Here is a 20,685-nt window from a genome sequence, read left to right as displayed (position 1 = left end):
GCACTGACATCATGCGCAGTCAGACAGGCCCCTGATCAGCATAGGGGACTGTCCATCATGCATAAATTCGCGCTTCTGACCTCGGCCATCGCCCTGGCGACCGCCATGCCCGCCCTGTCCGACACGACCTTCAACCGGATCGCCGCCTTTGCCACGCCCGACAACATGGCCGCAGGGGAGGACCGCGCCCGCCCGACCTCGGCCGAGATCATCTCGGCCTCCGAGGATGGCAACACGGTCGTCTATTCCGACAGCCCCCTGGGCGTGCTGGGTTTTCTGGACATCACCGATCCCACCGCCCCCAAACCCCTTGGCAATGTCGCCATGGAGGGAGAGCCGACGACGGCGGTGATCATCGGCAACCGGGTCTTTGTCGGCGTCGATACCTCGGCATCCTTCACGGATCCTTCGGGGCAATTGCGGGTGCTGGATCTGGACAGCCACGCGGTTCTGGCCTCGTGCGATCTGGGCGGGCAGCCGGATTCCGTGGCCAGATCGCCCGATGGCAGCTTTCTGGCCGTCGCGATCGAGAATCAGCGCGACGAGGATCTGAATGACGGCGCGTTGCCGCAGATGCCTGCGGGATATGTGGTCAAACTGCCGGTGACGAATGGCGAACTGGATTGCGACGGCCAGCAGCGCATCGAGATGACCGGTCTGGCCGAGATCGGCGCCGACGATCCTGAATCCGAATATGTCGATATCAACGAGGCCGGAGAGATCGTCGTCACCCTTCAGGAAAACAACCATATCGTGGTGATCGGTGCCGATGGTGCGGTCGCCTCGCATTTCAGCGCGGGCACGGTCAGCCTGGAGGGCGTGGATGCGAAAGACGATGGCGCGTTGACTTTCACCGACAGGCTGAGCGATCTGCCGCGCGAACCTGATGCGGTGAAATGGATCGACGCCGATCATTTCGCCACCGCGAACGAGGGCGATTACGAGGGCGGATCGCGCGGCTGGACGATTTTCAACCGCGACGGCACGGTCGTCTACGATTCAGGCAACAGCTTCGAACATGCGGTGATTGCGGCGGGCCATTACCCCGACAAGCGGTCTGATGCCAAAGGGGTCGAGCCGGAATCGATCGAGGTCGCGACATTCGACGGCACGCCTTACGTCTTTGTGGTGTCCGAACGCGGCTCGATCATCGGGGTCTATGATGTCACTGACCTGACCGCGCCGCGCCTGACGCAGCTGCTGCCCTCGGGGATCAGCCCCGAAGGCATCGTGGCCCTGCCCGCGCGCAACCTGCTGGTCACCGCGAACGAGGCCGATCTGGGCGAAGACGGTGGCGCGCGCGCCCATGTCATGCTGTTTCAGGCGGGCGATGCGCCTGCCGCCTATCCGATGCTGACATCGGAGGGGGCGGACGAGATGATCGGATGGGGCGCGCTGTCCGGTCTGGCGGCGGGCGATGCGCCGGGCCAGCTGTTCGCGGTGTCCGACAGCGTCTATGGCGCCCACCCCGCGATCTATACCATCGACGCGACCCAGACCCCGGCGCGCATCACCGCGAAAACCGTGGTCACCCGCAACGGGGATCCGGCGCAAAAGCTGGATCTGGAAGGGATCGCCCCCGATGGTCAGGGTGGTTTCTGGCTGGCATCCGACGGGCGCAGCGACCGGCTGATCCCGCATGCGATCTATCACGTCGACGGGACAGGAGAGATTCAGGCCGAGATCGGTCTGCCCGCCGACCTGCTGGCGCATGAGACCCGCTCTGGTTTCGAAGGCATCGCCCTGCAGGGCGACCGGCTGTGGATGGCCGTGCAGCGCGAATGGGGCGACGATCCCGAGGGGCAGGTCAAGCTGGTCTCTTATGATCTGGACAGCGAGGAATGGGGCGCGGTCGCCTATCCGCTGGAGCCTGCGGGCGAGGGCTGGATGGGCCTGTCCGAGATCACCATCGACGGGGACTGGGCCTATGTCATCGAACGCGACAACTTGATCGGTGCCGCCGCCGTGGTGAAAAAGCTGTTCCGCGTGCCGCTGGCCGATCTGGCCCCTGTGGCTTTGGGTCAGACGCTGCCCGTGGTGACCAAAGAAGAGGTCCGCGACCTGATCCCCGATCTGCAATCGCAAGGCGGCTATGTGGTCGACAAGGTCGAGGGCTTTGCCATCGACGCGGGCGGCGAGGGCTGGATGGTCACCGATAATGACGGTGTCGATGACAGTTCGGGCGAGACGCTGTTCTGGTCCGTGGGGGCCATGCGCGACGCCCAGTGATGTTGGTCCAGTGACGTCAGCCCTGTGACGTCAGCCCTGTGACGTCAGCCCTGTGACGTCAGCTCTGTGACGTCAGGCCAGTGACGTCAGGCGGGCGCCCGGATCGTTCCGGGCGCCCGGCCTTTGAGGTTTATTCAGCGGCCAGCTGGCGGCGGTGACCCGAGATCAGGGCCGCCAGTTCGGGACGGCAGGATCCGCAGTTGCTGCCTGCGCCAAGGGTCGTTCCAAGCGCCTCGACGCTGTCGGTGCCCTGCAGGATGGCGTTCAGGATCGTCGTGCGTCCCACGTTCAGACACGCGCAGATCACCGGGCCGGGATCGGGCCGGTCGGCGGGCGGGCGGCCTGCCAGCGGGTGGCTGTCCGCGTCCGCCATCGGCCCGCCCAGCAGGCCCGCCAGATGATCGCGTGACAACAGCACCGGACCCGGCGCCACGAACAGCGCCGCCGCCAGCCGGCCCTGATGGTGAAACGCCATGCGATGCACGCCGCGCCGGGCATCGCCCAACTGCATCGAGGGCGCGCCAAGGCCCAGCAGTTCCTCGGCCCAAAGCTGCCAGTCGGGGACGGGGGAGGCATCGGCCATCTCGATCTGCCAGCCGCCGCGCAGGCGCGCGCGCGCCCAATAGGCGCAATCGGGCGTCACGGACCGCGTTGTCAGCAGATAGCCATGCCATGCCGCGCCATAGCGGGTGACCGTGACCGGCGCCGATTTGCTGGCGGGCTGACCCGAGATCGGGTCGCTCAACCCCGGCACCAGCGCGTCGATGCGTCCGGTGGGGGCCGTCTGGCCGGTCCAGTGGATCGGGGCGAAGGGATGGCCGGGGGCCACGCGGTCGCTGATCAGGACGCGCAGCAGCGCCCGGCCCTGCGGACTGTCGACCTGCGCCAGATCGGCGGGGGCGAGGGTCAGGTGCGCGGCGTCATCGGGGTGCAGCTCCAGATAGGGTTCGGCCAGATGGCGCGACAGGCGCGGCGACAGGGCGGTGCGGGTCATCGTGTGCCATTGATCGCGGATGCGCCCGGTGTTCAGCAGCATCTGCCCCGGCGCCCGTGCGGGCAGGGCGGCGGTGACCGGCACCATCCGGGCGCGCCCGTCGGGCGTGTGGAACCGCCCCGTGCCAAAGAACCGCCCGCCTCGCTGCGCCGGACCCTGCGGCCACAGAACCGGCGCCAGCGCGCCGTAATCCGCCCCGGCCAGATCCGAGATGTCGAAATCGCTGCCCAAGGCGCCCGCCACCCCCGACAGCGCCGCGTATTCGGCAAAGATCGCTGCCGGATCCTGCCAGTCGAAGCCCTGAAACCCCATGCGCCGCGCGACCTGCGCGATGGCCCACCAGTCGGGCCGCGCCTGCCCCGGCGCGGGCAGGGCCGCGCGCTGGCGGCTGATCATGCGTTCGGAATTGGTGACCGTGCCGTCCTTTTCGCCCCAGGCCGAGGCCGGCAGCAGCACATCGGCCAGCCGGGCGGTGTCGGTGTCGGGCCAGACCTCGCTGACCGCCACGAAATCGCAGGCCTTGATCGCGCGGGCGACGCGGTCGGCATCGGGCATGGTCACGGCGGGGTTGGTGTGGATGATCCACAGCGCCTTGATGCGCCCGTCCTCGACCGCGCGGAACATGTCCACGGCCTTGAGACCGGGGCGATCGGCCATGCGGGGGGCGTTCCAGAAAGTCTGGACGGCGCGGCGATGGGCGGGGTTTTCCAGCTCCAGATGGCAGGCCAGCATATTGGCCAGCCCGCCGACCTCTCGTCCGCCCATGGCATTGGGTTGGCCGGTGACGCTGAAGGGGCCCATGCCGGGACGCCCGATCCGGCCCGTCGCCAGATGACAGTTCAGGATCGCATTCACCTTGTCCGTGCCGCTGTCGGACTGGTTGATGCCCTGGGAATAGACGGTGACGGTCTTTTCCGTGCCCGCCCACAGGTCCAGAAAGGTCGCCAGATCGGCAGGGTCCAGCCCGGTCGCCTGCGCGGTCGCCGCCCGTGCGGCGGTCAGGGCGGCGTCAAAGCCGGTGACATGGGGCAGGAACGTCGCGCTGGTCTGTTCGGTATCGAACAGATGGCACAACAGCAGGTTGAACAGATGCGCATCCGCGCCGGGTGCGATGTCCAGATGCAGGTCGGCACCCTCGCAGGTGGCGGTGCGGCGGGGGTCGATGACGACGATCTTCATGTCGGGCCGCGCGGCCTTGGCGGCCAGAATGCGCTGATGCAGGACCGGATGGCACCATGCGAGGTTCGATCCGGTCAGCACCACCAGATCGGCCTGTTCCAGATCGTCATAAAGGCCGGGCACGGTGTCGCTGCCAAAGGCCCGCCGGTGGCCCGCCACGCTGGAGGCCATGCACAGCCGCGAATTCGTGTCGATATTGGCGCTGCCGACAAAGCCCTTCATCAGCTTGTTGGCGACATAGTAATCCTCGGTCAGCAACTGACCCGAGACATACATCGCCACCGAATCCGGCCCGTATTGGGCGATGGCATCGGTGAAGCGGTCGGCGATCAGGTCCAGCGCCTGACCCCAGGGCGCATCCGCGCCGCCGATCCGGGGGGCCAGCAGGCGGCCGCTGGTGTCGACGGTCTCGCCAAGGGCCGCGCCCTTGACGCACAGGCGGCCGCGGTTGGCCGGGTGGTCGGGATCGCCCGTGATCGCCAGCCCGCCCTTGCCGTCCGGCATGGCCAGCACGCCGCAGCCCACCCCGCAATAGGGGCAGGTGGTCCTGACCGCGCCGCTCATGCGACGCGCCGGATGGCGGATGCGTCCAGCCAGATGCGCCCGCCTTCGACGCGCACCGGATGGGTGGCGACCATGCCGTCATCCGCGCCCTGCGCCTGTCCCGTGGCCATTTCGAAAACCCAGTTGTGCAGGGGGCAGGTCACCTGCGTGCCATGCACGATGCCTTCGGACAAAGGCCCGCCCTTGTGGGGGCAGCGGTCGTCCAGCGCAAAGACCCGGTCGTCGGCGGTGCGAAAGACCGCGACGCAGCCGTGCTGTGTGCGCACCACGCGGGCGCCCTGCGGGGGGATATCCTCCAGCGCGGCGATGTCGATGAACCGGGTCATTCGGCAGCCCTCATGCGCAGATCGGCAACCGGTGCCCAATCGGCGGGACGCGCGGCCAGTTCGGCCCAGGGATCGGTCTGATAGACCGATTGCGACAGCTGGAACCGGGCCAGCAGACCGGCGCGGATATCGGGGTCCGCAACCTGGTCGCGGCACCAGTCCAGCCCCACCTTGTCCACCCATTTATAGATCCGGTGCAGATAGCGGGCATGTTCGCGATAAAGCTGCACAAAGGCTGCGATCATGTCGCAGACCTCATCCTCGGTTTCCACGGTCAGCAGGGGCACGGTTTCCCGCACATCCATGCCCGCAGCCCCTGCCACGCTGATCTGGAACCCGCTGTCCACGCAGATGACGCCGATATCCTTGCAGGTCGCCTCGGCGCAGTTCCTGGGACAACCCGAGACGCCCAGCTTGACCTTGGCGGGCGTCCACGACCCCCACAGCAATTTCTCCAGCCGGATGCCCAGACCGGTCGAATCCTGCGTGCCAAAGCGGCAGAAATCCGTGCCCACGCAGGTTTTTACCGTCCGCAGCCCCTTGGCATAGGCATGGCCTGACACCATCCCGGCCTGATTGAAATCGGACCAGATCGCGGGCAGATCCTCTTTCTTGACGCCCAGCAGGTCGATGCGCTGGCCGCCGGTGACCTTGATCAGGGGCACCGCATAGCGGTCGGCGGCATCCGCGATGGCGCGCAATTCGGTGCTGGTCGTGACGCCGCCCCACATGCGCGGCACGACGGAATAGGTGCCGTCCTTTTGGATATTGGCGTGGTTTCGTTCATTGACGAAGCGGCTTTGGCGATCGTCACGATAATCCAGCGGCCAGTCGGCCAGCAGATAGTAATTCAGCGCCGGACGACACGATGCGCAGCCGCCCACGGTTTTCCAGCCCAGATCCTGCATGACGGCGGGGATGGATTTCAGGCCCATCGACTTGATCAGGCGGCGCACGTCCTCATGCGTGTGATCGGTGCATTTGCACATGGGCGGGTTGGCATTGGCGGCAAAGCTGTCGCCAAGCGTCAGCGCCATGACCTGTTCGACCAGCCCGGTGCAGGTGCCGCAGGATGCGCTGGCCTTGGTCAGCCCGCGCACCGCGTCCAACGTGCTGGCACCGCCCTGAATGGCGGTGACGATGGTTCCCTTGCATACGCCGTTGCAGCCACAGATTTCCGCCTCAGGCGGCAAGGCTGCAACGGCTGCCAGAGGGTCCGCTTGGGCACCTCCGACGAAGGCCGGGCCAAAGATCAGCGTGTCGCGGTCGACGCTGATATCGGCCCCGCTGCGGATCTTGTCAAAGAACCAGGCACCGTCCGCCGTGTCGCCATACATGACGGCGCCGATCAGGCGATCGCCTTCCAGGATCAGGCGCTTGTAGATGCCGCGTCCGGGGTCGCGGAAGACGATATCCTCGCGCCCCGGGCCGTCGGCAAAATCGCCCGCGCTGAACAGATCGCAGCCGGTGACCTTCAGCTTGGTCGCGGTCTGGACGGGCTTGAAGGCGGCGTCCGTGCCTGCCAGCGTCGCGGCCAGAACCTTGGCCTGATCGTAAAGCGGCGCGACCAGACCGAACAGCTGCCCGTCATGTTCCACGCATTCGCCAAGCGCAAAGATCGCCGGATCGCTGGTCCGCATCTGGTCGGTGACGGTGATGCCGCGCGCGACCTCCAGCCCCGCATCATTGGCCAGCCGGGTTTCGGGGCGGATGCCCACGGCCATGCAGACCAGATCGGCGGGATAGGTGGTGCCGTCTTCCAGAGCCACGGCCTCGACCCTGTCAGTCCCGAGAATCGCCTTGGTCGCGCCCGTGCAATGAATGCGGATGCCGCGCTTTTCCAGATCCTTTTGCAGCAGATAGCCTGCGGCGGGGTCCAGCTGGCGTTCCATCAGATGGCCCATCAGGTGGATGACGGTCACCTCGGCCCCCCGCGCGGCCATGCCGGCGGCGGCCTCCAGCCCCAGCAACCCGCCGCCGATGACCACGGCCGAGGTGCCGGGACGGCTGGCCTCGATCATCGCATTGGTGTCTTCCAGATCGCGATAGGCCACGACGCCGGGCAGCTTGTGCCCCGGCAGCGGGATGATGAACGGGGCCGAGCCGGTGGCGATGACCAGCGCGTCGTATTCGACCGGGCCGTTCTTGCCATGAACCACCTGCGCCTCGCGGTCGATGGCGGTGACGGATTCGCCAAAGCGGCAAGTGACGCCGTGGGCCAGATACCAGTCGTCGTCATGGGTGACGATCTGGTCATAGGTCTTGTCGCCCGACAGGACCGGCGACAGCATCAGCCGGTTGTAATTGCCGCGCGGTTCGGCGTTGAACAGGGTCACGTCCCATTCGCCGGGGGCGTGTTCGAACAATTGTTCGAGCATCCGGCCCGAGGCCATGCCCGCGCCGATCACAACTAATTTGCGTGTCATGGGCTTACTCCGCGGCTTCGACGAAGCGGTGACGTTCATAGAGGAACCGCAGCACGGCCTCGCGCGCCTTGACGTAATCGGGCTGGCTGGCCAGACGGATGCGGTCGCGGGGGCGGGGCAGGGGCACGGTCAGCACCTCGCCGATGGTGGCGGCGGGGCCGTTGGTCATCATCACGATGCGGTCGGCCAGCAGAACGGCCTCGTCCACATCATGGGTGATCATGATCATCGTATTGCCAAGGCGGGCATGGATGTCCATCACCGCGTCCTGCAGATGGGCGCGGGTCAGGGCGTCCAGCGCGCCAAAGGGTTCGTCCAGCAGCAGGACCTTTGGCTCCATCGCCAGCGCCCGGGCGATGCCCACGCGCTGGCGCATCCCGCCCGAGATTTCGGCGGGGCGCTTGTCGGCGGCGTGGCTCATCTGAACCAGATCGAGGTTCTGCATGATCCAGTCGTGGCGTTCCGCGCGGGTTTTCGTGGACCCGAAGACCTTGGTCACCGCCAGCTTGATATTGTCATAGACCGACAGCCAGGGCAGCAGCGAGTGGTTCTGAAACACCACGGCGCGGTCGGGGCCGGGCGCGTTCACCTCTCGTCCGTCCAGCAGGATGCCGCCGGTGGTCACGTCGGTCAGCCCGGCGATCAGGTTCAGCAGGGTCGATTTCCCGCAGCCGGAATGGCCGATGATGCTGACGAATTCGCCCTTGTCGATCGACAGGTTGATGTCGGACAGCACATGCGCCGTCTTGGCCCCGTTCACGAAGGTCTTGGACAGATGTTCGATTGCCAGATATTTCATGGTCATTCCCCTTACACAGCCGTGCCGCGAGAGACGACGCGTCCGATCCAGCCGACCAGACGATCAAGGATAAAGCCCGTGCCGCCGATATAGGCGAGGGCCACGATGATGTCGCTGAGCCGCGAGGAATTCCACGCATCCCAGATGAAGAACCCGATGCCCACGCCGCCGGTCAGCATCTCTGCCGCCACGATGGCCAGCCAGGACAGGCCGACACCGATACGCAGCCCCGAAAAGATATAGGGCGCGGCCGAGGGGATCATGATCTTCCAGAAGAACTCGATCTGGTTCAGGCGCAGGACGGCGGCGACATTGCGGTAATCCTGCGGGATGGCGCGCACGCCTGCGGCGGTGTTGATGATCACGGGCCAGATCGCGGTGATGAAGATCACGAAGATCGCGCTTGGGCCGCTGTCCATGAAGGCCGCAAGGCTGATGGGCAGCCATGCCAGGGGGGGCACGGTGCGCAGGATCTGAAAGATCGGATCGAAGCCGCGCATCATCAGCGCCGATTGCCCGATGACCGCGCCGGTCAGCACGCCCACCACGGCGGCCAGACCAAAGCCGTAGAACACCCGTTCGAGCGAGGTCAGGACGCGCCAGCCAAGGCCGATATCCTGCGTGCCATAGACATAGAACGGCTCTAGGAACAGAAAGCCGCTGTCGGTCCAGACCTGCATGGGCGTGGGCAGGCCGCTGCCCTCACCCGATGCACCGATCTGCCAGATGCTCAGCAGCACGATCAGCACCACCAGCGGCGGCAGGACCGCATTGGCCAGCGCCACCCCGCGCTTGCGCCAGGGGGCCAGCCGGTCGGGCGTGCGGGGGGGCAGCGCCGTGACCGGGGCTACGGGTTTGGGGGTCAGGTCCAGTTTGCGCTTGAGGGCTGTGACGTTCATCGGATCACACCATCGCCTTGATGGACTGGGCGTCCAGATAGGCCTGCGGATCGGCGGGATCGAAGGTCTTGCCGTCAAAGAACGTCTCGACCCCGCGGCTGTCGCCGAAATCGACGCTGAGGCCAAGGCCCGCCGCGGCCGCCAGCCACAGATCGGACCGGTTGGTCGCATTGACCAGCGCCGCCGTGTCCAGATCGCCGGGCAGATAGCCCCACCGCTTGTTCTCGGTGATGAACCACGCATCCAGCGATTTCCACGGATACGAGGTCTCTCCGTTCTCGCCCCAGAATTTCATGGCCAGCTCCGGGCGCAGCTCGTTGCGGCCATTGCCATAGTTGATCTGGCCCTGAATGCGCCCGACGATGTCGGCGACGGGGACGTTGTACCATTGGCGACGTCCGATGATCTCGGCCATCTCCTGCTTGTTCTCGGGCAGGTCGCACCACATCTGCGCCTCCATCACCGCCATCATGACGGCGATCGTGGCGTTGGGATTGGCGTCGACCCAATCGGCGCGCATGCCCAGCACCTTTTCGGGGTGACGCGCCCACAATTCGCCCGTGGTGGCGGCGGTAAAGCCGATATTCTGGTTGACCAGTTGTTCGTTCCACGGCTCGCCCACGCAAAAGGCCTCCATGTTCCCGACCTTCATGTTGGCGACCATCTGCGGGGGCGGCACGACGATCAGATCGACCTCACTGGTCGGATCGATTCCGCCCGCCGCCAGCCAATAGCGCATCCACAGATCATGCGTGCCGCCGGGGAAGGTCATCGCCACCGGGATCTCTTCGCCTGCGGCGCGGCGGGCGGCAAAGATGTCCTTCAGCGGGCTTGAATCCAGTCCCACGCCGCTGTCGGCGTATTCCTGACGCACGGACAGGCCCTGTCCGTCCTCGTTCAGGTTCAGCAGCGTGTACATGGGCAAAGGCTGGCTGTTCTGCATGACGCTGCCGGTGGAATAGAGATGCACCTTGGGCCGCAGGATGTGCCCGCCATCAATGCCGCCCGAATCCGAGCCTAGGGCCATGTTGTCGCGCGTGGCACCCCAGCTGGCCTGCTTTTCGACCAGCACGTCGGGCATGCCATGTTTGGCGAAGAAGCCCTTTTCGACCGCGATGATCAGCGGTGCGCTGTCGGTCAGGGCGATGTAACCCAGTTTGCAGCCGGTGACCTCGGGTGTGGCGGTGGTCTGCGCCCATGCGCCACCGGGCAGGGCGATGCGGGCGGCGGCCATTGTGGCCAATGCACCCGAGGCTTGCAGGAAACGACGGCGAGAGGGCGGTTTGATCAAGCTCATCTGGCTTATCCTTGGCTGGCCCACGGAGAAAGGGGCGGGCGCGAAAACACGAAAAGCCACCGGTCGCAGCCCAAGGAAGGGGTGCGAACAGGTGGCGACATTGCCGGAATGGGGGGAGCCGCGTCCTTGCGGCCAGATCGAAACGCGGAGCGCCGTTGCATCCGCCTTTCATCAAGCATCGCGAACCAGTTAATGCCGGTCAAGCAATCGCAGGCCGCAGGGCAGAGGTTTTGGCATCGTGGCCGCGTAAGGCAGCACCCTGCCTGCGATTTCAGCGGGTTTGAAACGCCGGGTCAAAAGTATAGCCGTCAAAGAACGCATCCGCGCCCAGAATCATCTGGCCCTGTTCGGCGGCGACAAGGGTCGGGGCCTGCACCGCGCCCTCGATCCGGGACGAGGCGCCGGGCAGTTGCGCGCCCGCCTCGCGCAGATGCAGACGGTAAAGATCGGTGCGGAAACACCCGGCTGCCCTTTGGGTTGCCTGCCCGGGGTCCAGACCGTGCCGGGCGGCCATGCGCGCGGCCATCATCGACGCGATGCTGCGCCAGGGGAAGGTCGCGCCTTCGGCGTGAAAGCGGATGAAATCGGGATAATCCCGCAGCTCGCCCGTCGCGGTGACATGCAGACGGCCCAGCAGACCGCGTTCGCACAGTTCCGGCGACAGGTTCAGGTAATCGGCGCGCGACAGAATCTCGGCGGCGGTGCTGCGGTTGCCGGGATGATCCAGCCAGCGGCCCGCGCGCCACAGCGCCCGCATCAGGCGGCCCGTGGCTTCGGGGCGGGTTTCGGTAAAGGCGCGGGTCATGACCAACCCCTTTTCGGGCGGCGCGGCCCAGATCGCCCGGCCCGGCAGCAGCAGCGCGCCCACCCCCCGTTCGACCGCATAAGAGGCCCATGGCTCGCCCACGCAAAAGGCATCGACCTCGCCCGAGGCCATCGCAGCGGCCATTTGCGGGGGCGGGACGGTATGCACCGTCAGCCGCGCGGCCAGCGGCGTGCCGCGCAACCAGTGGCGCACCAGTTCGGCATGGGTAGAAAAGGGAAAGGGCACGCCGACGCGCAGCGGGCCAGGATGGGCGCGCTGCAGCGCGGCGCGGGCGGCGACCGGATCGCGGAAATCGAACGGATGGCCCTGATCGCGCAGCCTGTCCTCGATCGTCTTCGACACGGCGATGGCCTGCCCGCCCTGGGACAGAAACATCAGCAGGTCGAAATCGGGATAGGCGGGGCCCAGACCCAGGCTTTGCGCGATGGGCACGGGAACCAGCATATGGGCCGCATCAATACCGCCCGTGCCCAGCAGATCGCGGCTTTGCGCCCAGCTGCCCACCCGGATCAGGTCCAGATCCAGCGCCTCTTCGGCGGCAAAGCCCAGTTCCTGCGCGATGATCAGGGTCGCGGCATCGCTCAGCGGCACATAGCCAAGGCGCAGCCGGTCGGTCATGTCAGCAGGCCTGCCGCCATCACCAGCTGCTGCGCGATATCGGCGACGCGGCGTTTCTGATCCATCGCGGTCTTGCGCAGCAGGGCATAGGCGGCCTCTTCGTCGATGCCGCGCGCCTTCATCAGGATGGCTTTCGCGCGGTCGATGATCTTGCGTTCTTCCAGCGCGGCCTTGGTGGCGGCCAGTTCGGCGCGCATCTTCTGGAACATGTGAAAGCGCGCGATGGCGGCGTCCAGGATCGGCTTGATGCGGTCCTTGTGCAACCCGTCCACGACATAGGCCGACACGCCCGCCTCGATCGCCGCGCGGGTCAGGCCTTCGTCGGACCGGTCCACGAACATCGCCACCGGACGTTCCAGCGGCCCCGAGACCAGCGCCAGTTCCTCCAGCACATCGCGCGAGGGGTTGGCCACGTCGATCAGCACGATATCGGGCTGCTGTTCGGCGATGCGGCGGGCCAGACCGGTTTCCTCGGCGATCACCGTGACCTGATGATCGCCCGAGGCGCGCAGCCCGTCGACGATCTTCAGCGCCCGTTCCCGGTCGCGCTCGACCACGATGATTGACAGCCGTTCCATGCCGCAGCAGGGCCCCCTTGACCGCGCCTTGGCAAGACCGCCGCGCCCCGACGGGGCATGGCAGGCCGTGTTTGCCCGAAAATCAGGCAGATCAGAGGATGAAGTCACCCTCGGTCAGGGTCAGGATGCCGGTCATGCGGATGATCGCGTCCGCGCGCCCGTCGCCGTCGATATCCAGCAGCACCTGCGTTTCACGCAAACCGTCACCCTGATGATGGTGGAAGGTCAGCTGACCCGGCGTGCCCGGTTGCAGCGCGCCGAACCCGCCAAACTCAAACGGCGGATTGCCGGGGATATTCCACAGCGCGATCCCGCTGACGTCGATCCGGTCGGTGCCGCGCTGGAAATCGGTGATCAGGTCGCCCTGACCCACACGGCTGTCGGTCAGGGCGCGGAACACAAAGACATCCGCCCCCGCGCCGCCGGTCAGCACATCGCCATTCGATCCGCCGATCAGCGTGTCGTTGCCAGTGCCGCCCCACAGCCGATCGCGGTCGATGCCGCCATCCAGCCGGTCATTGCCCATGCCGCCGTCCAGCGTGTCATTGCCGCGCCCGCCGATCAGCGTATCCGTCCCGGCATTGCCGATCAGCATGTCAAAGCCGTCGCCGCCGTCCAGCCGGTCATGGCCCAGCCCGCCGACCAGACGGTCTGCCCCGGCGCGGCCCGTCAACTGGTCGTTGCCCGCGCCGCCCTGCAGGATATTGGCCTGCGCATCCCCCAGCAGCGTGTCATTGCCCGCTCCGCCCGCAGCGTGTTCGACGCCGGTGATGATATCCATGCCCTGCCGGGTGTTCTGCTGGGTGGCCACGGCCAGATCGACCCGGATCGCCGCTGGCCCCTGCATGATGACCCAATCCTGACCCACCCCGCCAAAGATCGCGTCATTGCCCGCATCCAGCATCAGCCGGTCCTGACCCAGCCCGCCGAACAGCCGGTCATCGCCCGCGCCACCGCCAAGCGTGTCGTCGCCGCCATTGCCGATCAGTGTGTCATGGCCCGCCATGCCAAAGGCGCGGTCGGCCTCGAAGCTCAGCTCGAACAGGTCGTTGCCGGACAGCATGCGCCCGATCAAACGCACATCGTCCGCCGTCGATCGGGTCAGGGTGGCGTTGTAGATGTCGGTCAGAGGCAGGTTCAGGCCGTCCATCTCCCACATCTCTTCAAAGCTGCCGTTGACGGCGCGGACCTCGGCGATCGCCTGCAGTGTCCCACCCGTCACGCGGTCACCGTCCATGCGAAAGCGGCTGCCGGCGAAACCGATGCCAAAGATGTCGCCGTTCCATTCATAGGCGACGGCCAGCATGTCTTCCAGAATCCGGCCGTCACGGTCCAGATTGATATTGTCGCTGAACTCAAAGCCCAGTGAGTTGTAATAAAGGGCGCTCAGATCGAAGTTCAGCTGATCAAAGCCGCGATATGCAAAAACCCGTGCCACTTTTGAAAACTCCTGAAAAATACCGCCCTGTGTCCGTGATTCGCACAGACAAATGCCGGGGCCATTAGGCCCCGGTCCGGGTCTGCGTCAAAGGAACAGTTAAGAAAGGGTTAATTTTCCGGAGCGGAGTTTGGCGGCCCTTAAAGCCCCGCATCCTCGGGCAGGCCCAGCATGATGTTCAGGTTCTGCACCGCCGCGCCCGAAGCGCCCTTGCCCAGATTGTCCAGCACCGCGATGATCGTGGCGCAGCCCGTCTCATCATCGCCATGCACGCTCAGACGCATGCGGTTGGTGCCGTTCAGCGCGGTCGGATCGATGCGCGCGCCCAGTTCGTCGGCGGGCACGACCTGTACGAAAGCCTCGGCCGCGTAATGGTCGGCCAGCGCCTGATGCAGGGCCGCGACGCTGCGGTCGTCGTCCAGATGCAGCGGCAGCTGCACGGCCATGCCTTGCGCGAAATTCCCGACCGAGGGCGCAAAGACCGGCTGCAGCAGCAGCCCGCCATGGGTCATGATCTCGGGGATGTGCTTGTGGCGCTGGTTCAGGCCATAGACGAAATGGGCGGGCGCGCCGCCTGCGTCATATTCCGCGACCAGCGCCTTGCCGCCGCCGGTATAGCCGCTGACGGCGTTGATCGTCAGGGCCTCGGTTTCCTCGATCAGACCTGCGGCGACCAGGGGAGCGATGATCGCGATGGACCCGGTGGAATAGCAGCCCGGGTTGCTGACGAACCGCGCCGCCGCGATCATCTCGCGCATTTCGGGGGCCAGTTCGGCAAAGCCGAAGACCCATGCCGGATCGATCCGATGCGCGGTCGAGGCGTCGATCAGCCGCACGTCCATGTCGGCGGTCAGGGCCACGGCCTCGCGCGCGGCATCATCGGGCAGGCATAGGATCGCAACGTCGGCTTGCGCGAAACATTCGGCGCGGGCTGCGGGATCCTTGCGCCGGGCGGGGTCCAACTGCACCAGACGGATGTCGTCGCGCGCCAGAAGGCGGTCGCGGATCTGCAGGCCGGTGGTTCCGGCCTCGCCATCGATGAAGACGCTGTGGGTCATGAGGACAGCCTTTCGCTTGCCAGATCGGGGCCTGTCTAGCGCAGGGCCCGCGCGGTCACAACGGCGTTGGCCCCTCGACGCTGCAGATCTCGGACCGGGTCAGGAACCGTTCCTCGCGCCCGTTGTCCAGGCTGAACATGCCGCCCCGGCCCGGCACCACGTCGATGATCAGGTCGGTATGCTTCCACGCCTCGGCCTGCGAGCCCGAGATATAGAAGGGCGCGCCGCCGATCTCGCCCAAGCGCACGTCGCGTTCGCCAAGCCGGAAATCCCCCTGCGCATAGCACATGGGCGACGACCCGTCGCAGCAGCCGCCCGACTGGTGGAACATGACCGGGCCATGATCGGCCACGATCTCGGCGATCAGGCGCAGGGCCGCAGGGGTCGCGGTGACGGTGCTCATGTCTTCAGCCTTTTCTTGAGAAATGTCAGAACCTGTTTTTCCTCGGGGCGCAGGTCGTCGTGGCTCAGCGCCTCGGCGATCTCGTCCTGCAGTTCCAGCTTCAGCTCATCGGCCAGATAACCGTCGATGATCTGCGGATGGACATAGCATTTGCGGCAGATCGTCGGCGTGTTGCCAAGCCGCGCGGCGACCGTTTCGATCGCGTCGCGGACATTGCGTTTGGCGGCGGCCTCGCTGTCGGCCTTTTCAAATTCAGACAGGGCGATGGCGGCCAGAACCGTGCTGGTCCAGGTGCGGAAATCCTTGGCGGTGATGTTGCGGCCGGACACCGCGCGCAGATAGGCGTTCACCTCGGTCGAGGTGACCTGATGGCGCTGGCCTTCGTCGTCCAGATACTGGAACAGATGCTGGCCGGGCAGATCCTGCACCGCCCGGATGATCCGCGCCACGCGGCGGTCGCGCAGGCCCAGATCCCAGTCCTTGCCCGATTTGCCCTTGAACCGGAACCGGACCTGATTGCCGGTCAGCGTCACATGCCGCGCGCGCAGGGTCGTCAGGCCGTGTGACTTGTTCGCCTTGGCATAGGTCGCGTTGCCGACCCGGATCATGGTGTTTTCCAGCAAATAGACGATGGTCGCCAGCACCTTTTCAGGCGGCAATCCACGCCGCGCCATATCCTCATCGACCTGACGGCGCAGTTTCGGCAGGCCGCGCGCGAAATCCAGCATGCGGTCATATTTGCTGCCGTCGCGCAGTTCGCGGAAATCGGGGTGATAGCGGTATTGCTTGCGCCCCTTGGCATCGCGGCCCGTGGCCAGAATATGGCCCTGCGGATGGGGGCAGATCCAGACATCGGTATAGGCGGGGGGCACGGCCAGCGCGGCCAGCCGCTTGCGCGTCGCGCGGTCGGTGATCCTGCGCCCGTCCGTGTCGCGATAGGAAAACCCCTTGCCCGCGCGGATGCGGGTGATGCCCGCCATATCCTCGTTCACATAGACCAAGCCCGCGCTGATCGCGGCATCCTCGGGGTCGATGATGGCATCTTTCGGCATGGGCGGGATCCGGATGAGTGTCCCGGCCCAACGCCGCAGCGCCGGGCCGGGTTGCGGACGGCCCGAAGGCCATTCGCTGTGACCAAAGGTCAGGATCAGAAAAAGCCCAGCTTCTTGGGGCTATAGCTGACCAGCATGTTCTTGGTCTGCTGGTAATGGTCCAGCATCATGCGGTGGTTTTCGCGCCCGATGCCCGACTGCTTGTAGCCGCCAAAGGCCGCATGCGCCGGATAGGCGTGATAGCAGTTGGTCCAGACCCGGCCCGCCTGAATGGCCCGGCCAAAGCGATAGCAGGTGTTGGCGTCGCGCGACCAGATGCCCGCACCCAGACCGTAAAGCGTGTCATTGGCGATCGACAACGCCTCGTCATGGTCCTTGAAGGTGGTCACCGACACGACCGGGCCAAAGATTTCCTCCTGGAACACGCGCATCTTGTTGTGGCCCTTGAAGACCGTCGGCTTGATGTAATAGCCGCCCGACAACTCGCCGCCATGGTCTGCCGCCTCGCCGCCGGTCAGCACCTCGGCGCCTTCCTTCCGGCCGATGTCGAAATAGGACAGGATCTTGTCCTTTTGCTCGCTGCTGGCCTGTGCCCCGATCATCGTGGCCTCGTTGCGCGGATCGCCCTGCACGATGGCCTCGACCCGTTTCAGGGCACGCTCCATGAAGCGGTCATAGATGCTTTCATGGATCAGCGCGCGTGACGGGCAGGTGCAGACCTCGCCCTGGTTCAGCGCGAACATCACGAACCCCTCAATCGCCTTGTCGAAGAAATCGTCATCCTCGCGGGTCACATCCTCGAAAAAGATGTTGGGGGATTTTCCGCCCAGTTCCAGCGTCACCGGAATCAGGTTTTCCGACGCATATTGCATGATCAGCCGTCCGGTGGTGGTTTCCCCGGTGAACGCGATCTTGGAAATGCGCGGGCTGGAGGCCAGCGGCTTGCCCGCCTCGAGCCCGAAGCCGTTGACGATGTTCAGCACGCCCGGCGGCAGCAGGTCGCCGATCAGATCGATCCAGACCATGATGCTGGCCGGGGTCTGTTCGGCGGGCTTCAGCACCACGCAATTGCCCGCAGCCAGCGCGGGCGCCAGCTTCCAGCAGGCCATCAGCAGCGGGAAATTCCACGGGATGATCTGGCCCACGACGCCAAGCGGCTCGTGGAAATGGTATGCGATGGTGTCGTTGTCGATCTCGCTGATGCCGCCTTCCTGTGCGCGCAGAACGCCCGCAAAGTAACGGAAATGGTCCACGGCCAGCGGCAGGTCGGCGGCCATCGTCTCGCGGATGGGCTTGCCGTTGTCCCATGTCTCGGCGGTGGCCAGCAGCTGCAGGTTCGCCTCCATCCGGTCGGCGATCCGCAGCAGCGCGTTCGACCGATCGGTGGTCGATGTCTTGCCCCATGCGTCCTTGGCAGCGTGGGCGGCGTCCAGCGCGGCCTCGATATCGTCGGCGTTCGACCGGGCGATCTCTCCGATGGGGGCGCCGGTGATGGGGGTGGTGTTGGTGAAATAGCGGCCCGACTTGGGGGCCATCCACTGGCCGCCGATAAAGTTGTCATAGCGGCTGGCAAAGGGCATCACGCCCACGCCCTTGAATTCATGCGTCTGGTCGTTCGGCATCGGTTCCTCCTTGGGGTCAGTCCCGGATCTCCCCATCCGGTCTGGCTGTAGGGTCGTTCACCGGGCGATTCGGGGCAACCGCCCTTGCGCGCCGCGGGGCAAAAGCTGTCTCAGTGCTGAGACAGTCCGCCTGGGTGATCGGTGATCCCCAAGCGCGCCATGCGCCGATAAAGCGTCGCGCGCCCCACCCCCAACGCGCGCGCCGCAGCCGACACATTGCCCTCGGCCCGCGCCAGCGCCCGCATGACGGCGGCGCGTTCGGCCTTGTCGAACCCCGCCAGATCGCCCTGACGGCCCAGCAGATCGACGGCGGGGCGAGGGCGCAGCGCGCCTTCGCGTTCCAGCCCCAAGACCCGTCGCGCGGCGCGGGTCGCGCCGATGGCCAGATCGTCCTTGTCCACCGCCAGCAGCGCCGACTGTTCGCCCGGATCGTCCGAGGCCAGCACGATCCGCGCCTGTGGAAAGCTGGACCGGAAGAACATCGCCTCGATCGCCCGGGCGGTCGAGGCCACCTGCGCCGAGATCAGCCGGTTATAGCGTTCGGTCTGATCGGCCCGCGCCGAACTGACATCCAGCGCCGCCAACAGCCGCCCGTCCGGCCCCCAGATCGGCGCATCCATGCAGGAAAGGCCGGTGTTCCGGGTGTGGAAATGTTCGTCGCGATGGATGGTCACCTGCCGCCCCTCGGCCAGACAGGTGCCGATGCCGTTCGTGCCCTGCGCGGCCTCGGACCAGACGGCGCCGCGCCACAGGCCCCATTCGCGGAACTGCGCCGCATCGCCGTCCAGCACGCGCTGATCCAGCACCACGCCCTCGGCATCGGTCAGCAGGACATTGCAGCCCGACAGGCCGACCAGATCGTGCAGCTGATCCAGCTGCGGACCAGCGACATGCAGAAACCCCGCCATCGCCTGATGGCGCAGGGCCAGTTCGGACGCGGACAGCCGGTCGGGGGGGCGGCGATCCGCCGGGTCCAGCCCATGTTTCAGCATCGAACGCCGCCAGCTGGCCGCAAGGGCCGAGGTGGCGCTGCGCGATTGCGATTGCGCGGCCACCAGATCGGCATGGGTGCGTGAGGTCATCTGCCCCTCCGTGGATTGAGGGGAAGTATATCACCGAATGCGCCCCGCGATCTGCGACCTTGGTCGCAGGGTCAGCGGACGGGACCGGCAGGCTTGATCACCCCTTCGTCGATGCGGTCCCGGTCGTGATCTGGCGCCGCCGGTGTGCCGCCCATGCTGCCCGAGGGTGCAGCCATGCGCGGCTGATAGGGCGGCGGTGTGCCATCGCGATACAGCAGCGACAGGCCCTTGTGGAACAGGTGCAGCGCATGGGGATCGGCGGTCAGCCGCACGCGGCGGCCCTTCAGGTCGGGATGAATGCCCGGCAGCTTGGCGGTGATCGGCGCGGTGTCGGCATTGGTGCCGAAGTACAGCAGCGTCACCTCGCCCAAAGCCTCGGTCAGATCGACGGTGCTTTCGAAGACCGGGGTGCCTTCGGTGATGCGCATGTCTTCGGGACGGACGCCCAGAGTGACGGGCATGTCCTCGTCGCCCGCGCGAGTCGGAATGGCAACATGCGCCTCCAGCCCGCCATCCAGCGCGACGATGGTGGTCGCGCCCACGGTCCTGACCCGTCCGGGCAGCAGGTTCATCGCCGGGCTGCCGATGAACTGGGCGACGAATTCGGTCATCGGACGCTCGTACAGCTCCAGCGGCGCGCCGACCTGCGCGATGGTCCCGCCGGCCAGCACCACGATGCGGTCGGCCAGCGTCATCGCCTCGGTCTGGTCATGGGTCACATAGATCATCGTGCGGTCGGGCATCGACGCCTTCAGCTGCGCGATCTCGATCCGGGTGGCGACGCGCAGGGCGGCGTCCAGGTTCGACAGAGGTTCGTCGAACAGATAAACCTGCGGGTCGCGCACGATGGCCCGCCCGATGGCCACGCGCTGACGCTGGCCGCCCGACAGGGCCTTGGGCAGGCGGTCCAGATAGGGGGTCAGCTGCAGCATCTTGCCCGCGCGGTCGGTCGCGGCGGTGATCTGTTCCTTGCTTTGCCCGGCGATTTTCAGGGCAAACGCCATGTTGTCGCGCACCGTCATGTGCGGATAAAGCGCATAGGACTGAAACACCATCGCGATGCCGCGCTGGCTGGGGGGGATGTCGTTCATCACCCGGCCCCCGATCTGCAATTCGCCCCCGGTGATCTGTTCCAGCCCGGCAATCATCCGCAGCAGCGTCGATTTCCCGCAGCCCGAGGGGCCCACAAAGACCACGAATTCGCCCGAGGCGATGTCCAGATCGATGTCGTGCAGCACGTTCACATCGCCATAAGCCTTGGCGATGCCCGTCAGTTTCAGTCCGGCCATGGCCGT

Annotated in this window: 16 protein-coding genes; 1 reads left to right on the top strand and 15 read right to left on the bottom strand. The window is 66.1% G+C overall.

The annotated features are described in order from the left end of the window. Nucleotides 1-54: 54 nt before the first annotated feature. Complete coding sequence (locus tag EG885_RS13700; RefSeq protein WP_165571139.1) at nt 55-2,229, top strand: esterase-like activity of phytase family protein; 2,175 nt, start codon at nt 55-57, stop codon at nt 2,227-2,229. A gap of 130 nt (nt 2,230-2,359) precedes the next feature. On the opposite strand, the gene EG885_RS13695 is transcribed toward EG885_RS13700, so the two are convergent. The 15 genes from EG885_RS13695 to EG885_RS13625 form a co-directional block, all read right to left on the bottom strand. Further along, nucleotides 2,360-4,966, bottom strand: coding sequence for a nitrate reductase (locus EG885_RS13695; protein WP_131575507.1), 2,607 nt, complete (start codon nt 4,964-4,966; stop codon nt 2,360-2,362). Further along, nucleotides 4,963-5,292, bottom strand: coding sequence for a nitrite reductase small subunit NirD (gene nirD / locus EG885_RS13690; RefSeq protein ID WP_131575504.1), 330 nt, complete (start codon nt 5,290-5,292; stop codon nt 4,963-4,965). The genes EG885_RS13695 and nirD overlap by 4 nt, the downstream gene beginning before the upstream one ends. Beyond that, nucleotides 5,289-7,718, bottom strand: coding sequence for a nitrite reductase large subunit NirB (nirB, locus tag EG885_RS13685; RefSeq protein WP_131575502.1), 2,430 nt, complete (start codon nt 7,716-7,718; stop codon nt 5,289-5,291). The genes nirD and nirB overlap by 4 nt, the downstream gene beginning before the upstream one ends. Nucleotides 7,719-7,722: 4 nt before the next feature. Continuing rightward, complete coding sequence (locus EG885_RS13680; RefSeq protein ID WP_242679654.1) at nt 7,723-8,517, bottom strand: ABC transporter ATP-binding protein; 795 nt, start codon at nt 8,515-8,517, stop codon at nt 7,723-7,725. A gap of 11 nt (nt 8,518-8,528) precedes the next feature. Further along, nucleotides 8,529-9,416, bottom strand: a complete 888-nt coding sequence (gene ntrB, locus EG885_RS13675) for a nitrate ABC transporter permease (protein ID WP_131575498.1) — start codon at nt 9,414-9,416, stop codon at nt 8,529-8,531. 4 nt (nt 9,417-9,420) lie between these two features. After that, nucleotides 9,421-10,713 (bottom strand): ABC transporter substrate-binding protein, encoded by a 1,293-nt coding sequence (locus tag EG885_RS13670; RefSeq protein ID WP_131575496.1) that lies wholly within the window; start codon nt 10,711-10,713, stop codon nt 9,421-9,423. Between the two features lie 271 nt (nt 10,714-10,984). Beyond that, nucleotides 10,985-12,157 (bottom strand): CmpA/NrtA family ABC transporter substrate-binding protein, encoded by a 1,173-nt coding sequence (locus tag EG885_RS13665; RefSeq protein WP_131575494.1) that lies wholly within the window; start codon nt 12,155-12,157, stop codon nt 10,985-10,987. Next, nucleotides 12,154-12,735 (bottom strand): ANTAR domain-containing response regulator, encoded by a 582-nt coding sequence (locus tag EG885_RS13660; RefSeq protein WP_131575492.1) that lies wholly within the window; start codon nt 12,733-12,735, stop codon nt 12,154-12,156. The genes EG885_RS13665 and EG885_RS13660 overlap by 4 nt, the downstream gene beginning before the upstream one ends. A 91-nt stretch (nt 12,736-12,826) precedes the next feature. Further along, entirely contained in the window at nt 12,827-14,173 is a 1,347-nt protein-coding gene (locus tag EG885_RS13655; RefSeq protein ID WP_131575489.1) for a calcium-binding protein, read from the bottom strand. Nucleotides 14,174-14,313: 140 nt separating this feature from the next. Continuing rightward, a complete protein-coding gene (gene argC / locus EG885_RS13650; RefSeq protein ID WP_131575487.1) occupies nt 14,314-15,231 on the bottom strand; it encodes an N-acetyl-gamma-glutamyl-phosphate reductase in 918 nt (305 codons plus the stop codon). Nucleotides 15,232-15,286: 55 nt separating this feature from the next. Next, the gene (locus EG885_RS13645) at nt 15,287-15,634 is read right to left on the bottom strand and encodes a DUF779 domain-containing protein (RefSeq protein WP_207392277.1); all 348 of its coding nucleotides are present in this window, start codon (nt 15,632-15,634) and stop codon (nt 15,287-15,289) included. Continuing rightward, nucleotides 15,631-16,686 carry a DNA topoisomerase IB gene (locus EG885_RS13640; RefSeq protein ID WP_131575483.1) on the bottom strand — a complete coding sequence of 352 codons (1,056 nt, stop codon included), beginning with the start codon at nt 16,684-16,686 and terminating at the stop codon, nt 15,631-15,633. Before EG885_RS13640 ends, EG885_RS13645 begins: the two co-directional genes overlap by 4 nt. Nucleotides 16,687-16,781: 95 nt before the next feature. Beyond that, entirely contained in the window at nt 16,782-18,308 is a 1,527-nt protein-coding gene (gene adh, locus EG885_RS13635) for an aldehyde dehydrogenase (RefSeq protein WP_131575481.1), read from the bottom strand. A 110-nt stretch (nt 18,309-18,418) separates the two neighbouring features. After that, entirely contained in the window at nt 18,419-19,390 is a 972-nt protein-coding gene (locus EG885_RS13630; protein WP_242679653.1) for a GAF domain-containing protein, read from the bottom strand. Nucleotides 19,391-19,461: 71 nt separating this feature from the next. After that, nucleotides 19,462-20,679, bottom strand: a complete 1,218-nt coding sequence (locus EG885_RS13625; protein WP_131575478.1) for an ABC transporter ATP-binding protein — start codon at nt 20,677-20,679, stop codon at nt 19,462-19,464. Nucleotides 20,680-20,685: the final 6 nt, after the last annotated feature.

It is taken from the genome of Paracoccus nototheniae (assembly GCF_004335005.1).
Classification (GTDB): domain Bacteria; phylum Pseudomonadota; class Alphaproteobacteria; order Rhodobacterales; family Rhodobacteraceae; genus Paracoccus; species Paracoccus nototheniae.
The sequence above is the reverse complement of the archived record's forward strand: the minus strand, read 5'-3'. Positions and strand labels throughout refer to the sequence as shown.